We start from the raw sequence: 8221 nt of genomic DNA, 5'->3' as shown, positions 1-8221 counted from the left end.
AACTGTATTAATGTCTTTTAAATAGAACTACTGGATCATCAAATTTACTATTTTCAAATAAAACATCTGCAATTTCTTTCGGATTATGCTCATCTATATACATCTTACAGGCAGCATGATATCTGTTTAAAAACATCTTCTCTGCTTCTTCATAACTTCCAAAAGCTTCAGTTTCCCGCTTAGCACCACGTTTTCTCGCAATCTCAAAATTTGTATCTACAAAGATTTTGTAATCAAATAAATGCGCAACGTCTTTTTTCAATAGAAACGTTCCATCTACTATTAATATCATATTTTTCGTGGCCAATAGCGGCTCATTATGTACAGGCATATCCGTTATTAAGTTATGAGAAATCGTTTCATATTGTAAATTCCCGTTAGGTCCTAAAGGCATTAATAATCTTTCTTTGAAAGCTGTATAATCGTGTGCATCTTCATAATACCCTCTTGCAGATTCTTTTCCTTTTGCATAGCGAATCACTCTTGGATTATGAAAATCATCAATGCTGGCGCGTGTTACTGGTAATCCTCGTTTTTTTATTTCTTCCGCTAGTTCGTTTGCAAATGTTGTTTTTCCTGAGGCTGTAATACCGCTTACTCCAACTCTTATTGGATGGGTTAAGTTTAGCTTTACAATATGATCTGCAATTTCTTTGATTCGTTGTTTTCGGTTCATGATATCTCCCTTTATAATTAGTTGACATAATATAATTATAGATAATAATTCATGTCACTATTTGTCAGTAAATTGATATCCTTTCTCGAATCGCTGATATCTCGAAAAAATCATTGATATATTTTAAGTTATGATAGATATATTTGAAAAATCGTTGATATATTATTAGCTTACTTTCCCTTAAACCCTCGATATAAAGCAGTCCGTAATTCTTGTTTGTATTCTTCAATTTCTGGCATTTCGAGTTCTTCTGCTAGTCTGATAGCTAATTCAATATCATACGGTACTCGTACAAGTTGAATAGAAAAGCTCGCTGCTTCTTTTTCATTGTAAGTCCCTTCAAATATTAAATAGGAAGCTTGCGTTATTTCAAGCGGGTTTCCTACGCTACCGGCATTACATAACGTTTTCCCTCTGAAATTTTGAACGAACGCTTGGTGAACGTCACCGTAACAAACGACATCTGGTTTTCTTTCCCCTTCTATATTTTCCGTCAGATCACTATTTTCGAACATACTAATACGTTCTTCTCTTGAAGCGTGTGGTTGAATTCTTTCATATAAACTTCTCGGTGAAGCGTGAAACATACGAATGAATTTCCCACTCATATAAAACTCGATTGAAAATGGTAAGTTTCTTAAATAGTCATTTTGTTCTTCCGATAATTGTTTTTGATGCCATTTCAATGCTTCAAATTCAGTCGGCTTTGTAATAAAATCATCCCAGTTTCCCATTACGACTACTTCACATTCTTTACGAATGATTTCAATTGCTTCACTGGAATGAGGTCCTTTTCCTACTAAATCTCCAAGGCAAATAATGCGCTCGATCCCTCTTAATTTAATATCATTCAACACGGATTCTAATGCTTGAATATTACCGTGAATATCTGAAATTACTGCTATTTTATCCATATAAATTACTCCTTTATTTATTAAATTCGCTTGATTGATACCATTTTGGAATATAAGATGAAAAATGATTATGATCTTCTAAAATTCCATTTAATCTTTCCTTCATATCATCTACTAAATGCAGTGTACTTCGATTCGTCCAAACGATATCCGCTGGGAATGTCATCGCGACGTACAATGTATACAGTTTCCAAAAATGAAGCGATGGTTCGCCTCCGAAATAACCGTGAACTTGTCCAACCGCAAATGGTTTACTTATTCTTATAGTAAAAATCGCTACGTTATAAAAATCGTGTATTGGATCACCAAAATCATATCCACCAAAATCGATAACGATAAATTCCTTATTATGAATCATGCTATTTGCTGGATGGAAGTCATCATGTAAAAATCTTATTGGACGATTTTCCAATAAATCTTTATGATTTTCTACAAAGGTTAATACTGGCTTCAAATCCAGAAAATTCACCTCGTAATCTGTTAGTGCCTCTATGTATCTTTCGTATTTATTCCATCTAGATGTTTCCCATTTATTACTTGCACTTTCTCTTTCAATTGAGTGAATCCTCTTTAATACTTCCCCTGCTTTTCTTCCTGCATTATACTGTTCTTCCACCGATAACTTCTTTAAACCTTCTTCACCATTTATACCTCGGGTCCATTCAAATACTTGAACACATTTATTTAATTTCTCAATTATTATGAAATGAATTAACTTGGGTGTTGGAATATGTAATGACTCTAATTGTTTCGTATACGTATATTCTTCTTGTTTACGTTCAAAATGAACAGCATCACATACTTTTACAAAATAGGTTTCTTGATTCTTTAATTCAATTTTATACTTCTCTTCATGTGAAAAACCTTTTGAAATAGCTGTACACGTTGCAATACGAGGCCATTCTAGTATTCTCTCTATCTCTCTAAGCATTTCTTCCACAACGTTCACCTCTATCAATATATGTACAAACTCCCTAACACTTCATGCTCTCGTTTATTTCCCCCTTTAAACTCTACTGCAAATGGATATTCGCCATGATTCTTTATGTATTCTTGCACTAGACCTTCTCCAACCGGTTTACAAAACTGTACTTGAATGTCACCAAACGATACACTTTGACACTCAGCATTCCATTTTTCATTTTTCACAACTAAGCTTGTAGATAGCTCCATTACTTCTTTCCATTTCCGTACTGTTTCTCGAACATTTTTTACTGCGTAATGAATCGTTTCAATTTGTTGCACTTTGTTTTTATGTTCAGTAATCGTCCCACTGTTACGTAAATCGTTTCTTCTTTCTTCGTCCGTTTCATTCCACTGTATAAAGAAAGGTAATTTCGGTCCGTTCTCTTCTTGCTTAACGAATAACATTTTCCATTCTAAAAGTCGGCCATCTTTTCTCATACGTTTCCCTTCAAATGGCCCTATCGTATGTAAGCCGTACTTATTAAAGTTAACTGCTAGCTCCTCAATTGCATCTGTTCGGATCGCGATTTGTAGCATTCCTTCTCCATTTTGTAGTTTCACCACTGTTTCTTGTACTAATGGATTTTCTACTTCTTTCGCTTTTTCTTCATGTTGAACTGCTAAAAATTCAATATATGATAAATCAAAATAACTTAAACTATTCCAAGTACCCCAATTCGTATGCTCTCCGCCTAATACAGTATGAAATCCAAGTTCCTGCATTTGTTTTGCCGCTTCCTCCGGTGTACCATGAACTGCGTGAACGAGATGATCAAATCGTAACATGTCTTTCTCCCCTTTCTCTCCATCCTTTTATTGTATATTTTATTTTTCTTTCATTCAATTCAAAAACTTTAAAACCCAGTTGATTTATACGATTAATATGTATTATAATGAAACAAATTTAATTATTGCTGATTGGAAAAACCAAAGGCACTTTTCTCATACGGGAAAAGTGTCTTTTTCATTTATTATTACAGGGGGATTATTTATGCAGAAATTAATTGTCTTTGCTATTATTGGATTTTTCGCTCAATTGATCGATGGAGCACTTGGAATGGCGTATGGAGTAACGTCTTCCTCTTTATTATTAATGTTTGGTATTGCACCAGCTGTTGCATCTGCATCAGTTCATTTAGCTGAAGTCGTTACAACTGCAGCTTCCGGCGCATCTCATATCAAATTTGGAAACGTTGATAAATATACAGTTTCCAGGCTTACATTACCTGGGGCAATTGGCGCATTTGTTGGGGCATGTTTTTTAAGTAATTTGCCCGGAGATGTAATCAAACCATACATTTCCATATTTTTATTTACTTTAGGGGTTTATATTTTATTACGATTCATCATCCAAAAACAAATTGTCACTTCAAATAAGCGTATGTCTGCAAAACAACTTGTGCCACTTGGTTTATTCGCTGGATTCGTTGATTCAACTGGTGGCGGTGGTTGGGGGCCCATTACGACACCTGTTCTTCTAGCAAGAGGAAATGAAGCTAGAAAAGTTATTGGATCTGTAGATACGAGTGAATTTCCTGTTTCACTCGCTGCAACAATCGGCTTCTTCATCTCACTTGGCTGGGAACAAGTAAGCTGGGTTTGGGTATTTGCGTTAATGCTTGGCGGTATTGTCGCAGCTCCAATTGCTGCATGGTTAGTCCGCATCGTTCCACCCCATTTACTTGGCGTATTAGTTGGTGGTCTTATTATCTTTACAAATATTCGTACACTGCTTACTACATTTAAAGTGGATCCAACTGTTATTTCACTTTCTTACGTTGCAGTTGGTCTTGTCGTTATTATTTCTATTTTCATTGCTGTTCGAAATCATTCCAATCGCCCTCACGCATCAACGGCTGAGTATCCAAATGATCAGAAGCAAATGCTACCATAACTATAAAAAAATACCGCTCAATTTAGAGCGGTATTTTTTATTTTTCTATTTTCCAATTAATCATCGTTTCTGTAGCATTTACTCTCTTCATATGTAACTTTTCTAAAACACGCATCGAACTATAGTTATCTATGAGTGTCTCTGCAATTATTGTTTCTACCTCTCCTGTTTTGAAAGCCCAATCGATTAGTTCTTTTACAGCTTCTGTTGCATAGCCCTGATTCCAATATTTCTCAATAAATCCATAGCCAATTTCTACTGTTTGATCCTCGTTTGGTTTCCCTTTAAATCCAATATCTCCCAAAACGCTATCATCTTCTTTCCGAAGAACATACCACGCCCCCCATGGTAATAAAGCCGAATCTTGTTTTACATTCTCTACATGCCCTACAATATGCAGACCGCTATTATATCCTTGCTCGTTAGCAACTTGAATACTCTCTTCTGTACACGGCACTATATAGAGCCTTTCTGTTTCTAATTTCATTTTGATTTCCCCTTTTTGCTTAAACGTTACGTTACTCTAATTATAACAAATAATATGACTCTATCATGAATGTCGAATTATATTTTTCTGAATTTTCTTTTTATTTAGAGGGTTTTTCAATATTTTTTGCGAAACATTTGTATAACAATTTTTTCTTTGCTTATTGCTACATAATAGTAGGTTCGGGTGGAGTTTTGCAAGCGTTTCCTATACAATAACCAATATTTTTTGACTTTTCCTAACAAAATATCTTGCAATATATTCAGAAAGTCATTACAATTGCCATATATTAAAAATCTTAGCAATATATAAATCCTCATCAATCCGATGAGGTAGAGGTTGCGACTTTTAATAGTAAAACGGACGAGACACAGAGAATGTCACTGACTCCGTTTGAAAGGAAAAGTTGCCGAAGTTTATATTTCTTCTCTGGAAATATGAGCTGGGGCTGTCTCCGAAAGGAACAGAACTGTCACGTTTACAAAATTACCGTGTAAACGTGGGGTGCTATCTTAACGGAAGGGTATGATGGGGTGGTTATTTGTGAAACGTTCCGCCAAATTCCTTTGGCGGTTTTTTGTATTTTTCTCCCCCGCTCCTTCCTAACCTACAAGAAAAGGAGTGTTGAACATGAATAGCGCAACAAATCAATCTACCTCTAAAACGCAAACTACACAAGGACAAGGTGAATTAAAACGCGGATTAAAATCGCGGCACCTTACGATGATTTCTCTCGGCGGTACAATCGGTACCGGACTATTTCTTGCCAGCGGTGGTGTCATTCATTCAGCTGGTCCTGGCGGCGCATTAATTGCATACGCCGCAATTGGAATTATGGTATATTTCTTAATGACAAGCTTAGCTGAACTTGCAGCTTACATGCCTGTTACTGGATCTTTTAGTACGTATGCAACAAAATTTGTTGATCCATCACTTGGTTTTGCACTTGGATGGAACTATTGGTATAACTGGGCGATTACAATTGCGGCAGAACTAGCGGCCGTAACATTAATTATGAAATTTTGGTTCCCAGATACCCCTTCTCTTATTTGGAGCGGATTATGTTTAGCTATTATTTTCCTTTTAAACTATTTATCTGTTAAAGGGTTTGGTGAATCTGAATATTGGTTCGCACTTATTAAAGTAGTTACGATTATTATCTTTTTAATTGTCGGCTTTATGATGATTTTCGGAATTATGGGGGGCGAAACTGTTGGCTTCAAAAACTTCACTGTTGCTGATGCACCATTTAACGGTGGTATCATGGCAATTATCGGTGTATTTATGGCAGCTGGTTTCTCCTTCCAAGGAACTGAATTACTTGGGGTAGCTGCTGGTGAAACGTCTGATCCAGAACGTAATATCCCAAAAGCAATTCGTTCAATCTTTTGGCGTATTCTTTTATTCTATATCCTTGCGATTCTCGTTATCGGTTTACTAATTCCTTATACAACTGAAAGCCTTGCTGCAAGTGATGTTACAGTAAGTCCGTTTACACTTATTTTTGAAAAAGCGGGCGTTGCCTTTGCTGCTTCTGTTATGAACGCTGTTATTTTAACTGCTGTACTATCTGCTGGTAACTCTGGTATGTATGCATCAACTCGTATGCTTTGGGATTTAGCTCGCCAAGGAAAAGCACCAAAGTTTCTTGGAAAATTAGATAGCCGCGGTGTACCTGTTAACGCGTTAATCGTAACGTCAATTGTTGGTAGTATTGCTTTCATTGCTTCTTTATTCGGTGACGGAGTTGTATACATTTGGTTATTAAACGCATCCGGAATGTCTGGTTTTATCGCATGGGTTGGCATTGCAATTAGTCATTACCGTTTCCGTAAAGCATATATCGCACAAGGAAAAGATTTAAATGACTTACCATATAGAGCAAAATGGTTCCCATTCGGTCCACTCTTCGCATTTACTCTTTGTATTATCGTAATTTTAGGACAAAACTATGGCGCATTTATGGGTGAATCAATCGATTGGAACGGCGTACTTGTTTCTTACATCGGTTTACCACTCTTCTTAGTACTATGGTTAGGATATAAATTTACGAAAAAAACAAAAGTGATTCCACTCGATAAATGTGAACTAAAATAAAGTGAAACGAGCAAACAAATTTGTTTGCTCGTTTTTTGTTGCAAACCTCTTTGCTTCCCTATTGCTCCTGTTTTTGCCATAATAGAAGAAATATAATTAAAGGTTGGGATACAATGAACATTCGCATTACTGATGAAGCAAAAGCAGCTATACATAGATTAGAACGTGAAGACAAAAAGATCATTCGCATTAGAGGGACAATGACAAACTCTTGTAGTATTTTCGTTGATGTCGATTTAATTTCGGATACATATAACGCAGATGATGTTGTATGTGAAGATGCAGATCTTATCGTACAAATGGATTCATTCACGAAAGACTACACTGGTGATACGGTGAAACTTGATTATAAGACGACAGGTTTTAGTATTACGACTCCGAGTGAGACGTTAGTTTATGGATTGTCGATTAAAAAATAAAAATTGTTTTCATTTGACCACCGAGGTGAAAAAATGGGTAAATATGTTCCGTTAAAATTTTTATTTAACGAAAAATTAGCAGAAAAAATGGCTGATTCTATTTGTAAACACGATCCCACTTTCTCTAAAAGAAACTTTGTATCTTCCGTAACATGTAAAGTTGAAAATTTAGAGTTAAAGCAGCGTATTGAAGTAATAGCAGATGAATTACATAATGCATTACAAAAAGATTTTAATGAAGCAATACATATATTACTAAAAACATTAGGCCCAGAAAATACAACAGAAGTAGGCACATTTACAAACGGATATATGTACATGCCTCTTGCAAAATACGTTGAAAAATATGGACTTAACGACTTTGAAACCTCATTCAACGCCATGTATGAAATAACGAAAAGAAATACTGCTGAATATGCCATTCGGCCTTTTCTTGAAACATACCATGAAGACACACTAAATATATTACAACAGTGGATTTATGACGAAAACAGCCACATTAGAAGATTAGTTTCTGAAGGTACAAGACCAAGGCTTCCTTGGGCTAAAAAAATAGGAGCTCTAAAAGATGATTTTAAGTACAATTTACAGCTTCTTGAACCATTAATGAATGACCCTTCTAAATATGTTCAAAAATCTGTAGCCAATCATATTAACGATATTACGAAAGAAGATAAAGAACTCGTTTTTCAGTGGTTACAGCAATTACGTGATAAACAGCATCCTATTAATCCTTGGATTATAAAACATGGACTAAGAACAGTAATA

General features: G+C 35.5%; 9 protein-coding genes and 1 riboswitch. Of the genes, 4 read left to right on the top strand and 5 right to left on the bottom strand.

The annotated features are described in order from the left end of the window. Window positions 1-7 precede the first annotated feature (7 nt). From ACQGS6_RS18940 to ACQGS6_RS18925, 4 genes are all read right to left on the bottom strand, one after another. The gene (locus ACQGS6_RS18940; RefSeq protein WP_001080550.1) at window positions 8-676 is read right to left on the bottom strand and encodes a uridine kinase; all 669 of its coding nucleotides are present in this window, start codon (window positions 674-676) and stop codon (window positions 8-10) included. 170 nt (window positions 677-846) lie between these two features. Further along, complete coding sequence (locus ACQGS6_RS18935; RefSeq protein ID WP_000357653.1) at window positions 847-1590, bottom strand: metallophosphoesterase family protein; 744 nt, start codon at window positions 1588-1590, stop codon at window positions 847-849. A gap of 13 nt (window positions 1591-1603) precedes the next feature. Then, on the bottom strand, window positions 1604-2530 hold the full coding sequence (locus ACQGS6_RS18930; protein WP_426965432.1) for an aminoglycoside phosphotransferase family protein: 927 nt from the start codon (window positions 2528-2530) through the stop codon (window positions 1604-1606). 14 nt (window positions 2531-2544) lie between these two features. After that, complete coding sequence (locus ACQGS6_RS18925) at window positions 2545-3342, bottom strand: VOC family protein (RefSeq protein WP_426965431.1); 798 nt, start codon at window positions 3340-3342, stop codon at window positions 2545-2547. A 205-nt stretch (window positions 3343-3547) separates the two neighbouring features. On the opposite strand from ACQGS6_RS18925, the gene ACQGS6_RS18920 reads away from it, so the two are divergent. After that, a complete protein-coding gene (locus ACQGS6_RS18920) occupies window positions 3548-4450 on the top strand; it encodes a sulfite exporter TauE/SafE family protein (protein WP_001170718.1) in 903 nt (300 codons plus the stop codon). Window positions 4451-4487: 37 nt separating this feature from the next. On the opposite strand, the gene ACQGS6_RS18915 is transcribed toward ACQGS6_RS18920, so the two are convergent. Further along, window positions 4488-4937, bottom strand: coding sequence for a GNAT family N-acetyltransferase (locus ACQGS6_RS18915; protein WP_098293433.1), 450 nt, complete (start codon window positions 4935-4937; stop codon window positions 4488-4490). 325 nt (window positions 4938-5262) lie between these two features. Continuing rightward, window positions 5263-5455: riboswitch (Lysine riboswitch) on the top strand. A 112-nt stretch (window positions 5456-5567) separates the two neighbouring features. Between ACQGS6_RS18915 and ACQGS6_RS18910 the strand changes: the two genes are divergently transcribed. The 3 genes from ACQGS6_RS18910 to ACQGS6_RS18900 form a co-directional block, all read left to right on the top strand. Beyond that, entirely contained in the window at window positions 5568-7034 is a 1467-nt protein-coding gene (locus ACQGS6_RS18910; RefSeq protein ID WP_001083387.1) for an amino acid permease, read from the top strand. A gap of 113 nt (window positions 7035-7147) precedes the next feature. Further along, complete coding sequence (locus ACQGS6_RS18905; RefSeq protein WP_426965430.1) at window positions 7148-7453, top strand: iron-sulfur cluster biosynthesis family protein; 306 nt, start codon at window positions 7148-7150, stop codon at window positions 7451-7453. A gap of 33 nt (window positions 7454-7486) precedes the next feature. Continuing rightward, the coding region (locus ACQGS6_RS18900) for a DNA alkylation repair protein (RefSeq protein ID WP_426965429.1) at window positions 7487-8221 on the top strand (735 nt) is incomplete at its 3' end.

It is taken from the genome of Bacillus sp. GMs2/2 (genome assembly GCF_050172095.1).
GTDB lineage: Bacteria > Bacillota > Bacilli > Bacillales > Bacillaceae_G > Bacillus_A > Bacillus_A cereus.
Note: the sequence above shows the minus strand (reverse complement) of the source record. Positions and strands in the feature narration are given on the sequence as shown.

What these genes read in the sequence shown, in the direction of transcription:
- ACQGS6_RS18940 (WP_001080550.1), bottom strand. Translation starts at nt 676, where the DNA reads ATGAACCGAAAACAACGAATCAAAGAAATTGCAGATCATATTGTAAAG.
- ACQGS6_RS18935 (WP_000357653.1), bottom strand. Translation starts at nt 1,590, where the DNA reads ATGGATAAAATAGCAGTAATTTCAGATATTCACGGTAATATTCAAGCA.
- ACQGS6_RS18925 (WP_426965431.1), bottom strand. Translation starts at nt 3,342, where the DNA reads ATGTTACGATTTGATCATCTCGTTCACGCAGTTCATGGTACACCGGAG.
- ACQGS6_RS18920 (WP_001170718.1), top strand. Translation starts at nt 3,548, where the DNA reads ATGCAGAAATTAATTGTCTTTGCTATTATTGGATTTTTCGCTCAATTG.
- ACQGS6_RS18915 (WP_098293433.1), bottom strand. Translation starts at nt 4,937, where the DNA reads ATGAAATTAGAAACAGAAAGGCTCTATATAGTGCCGTGTACAGAAGAG.
- ACQGS6_RS18910 (WP_001083387.1), top strand. Translation starts at nt 5,568, where the DNA reads ATGAATAGCGCAACAAATCAATCTACCTCTAAAACGCAAACTACACAA.
- ACQGS6_RS18905 (WP_426965430.1), top strand. Translation starts at nt 7,148, where the DNA reads ATGAACATTCGCATTACTGATGAAGCAAAAGCAGCTATACATAGATTA.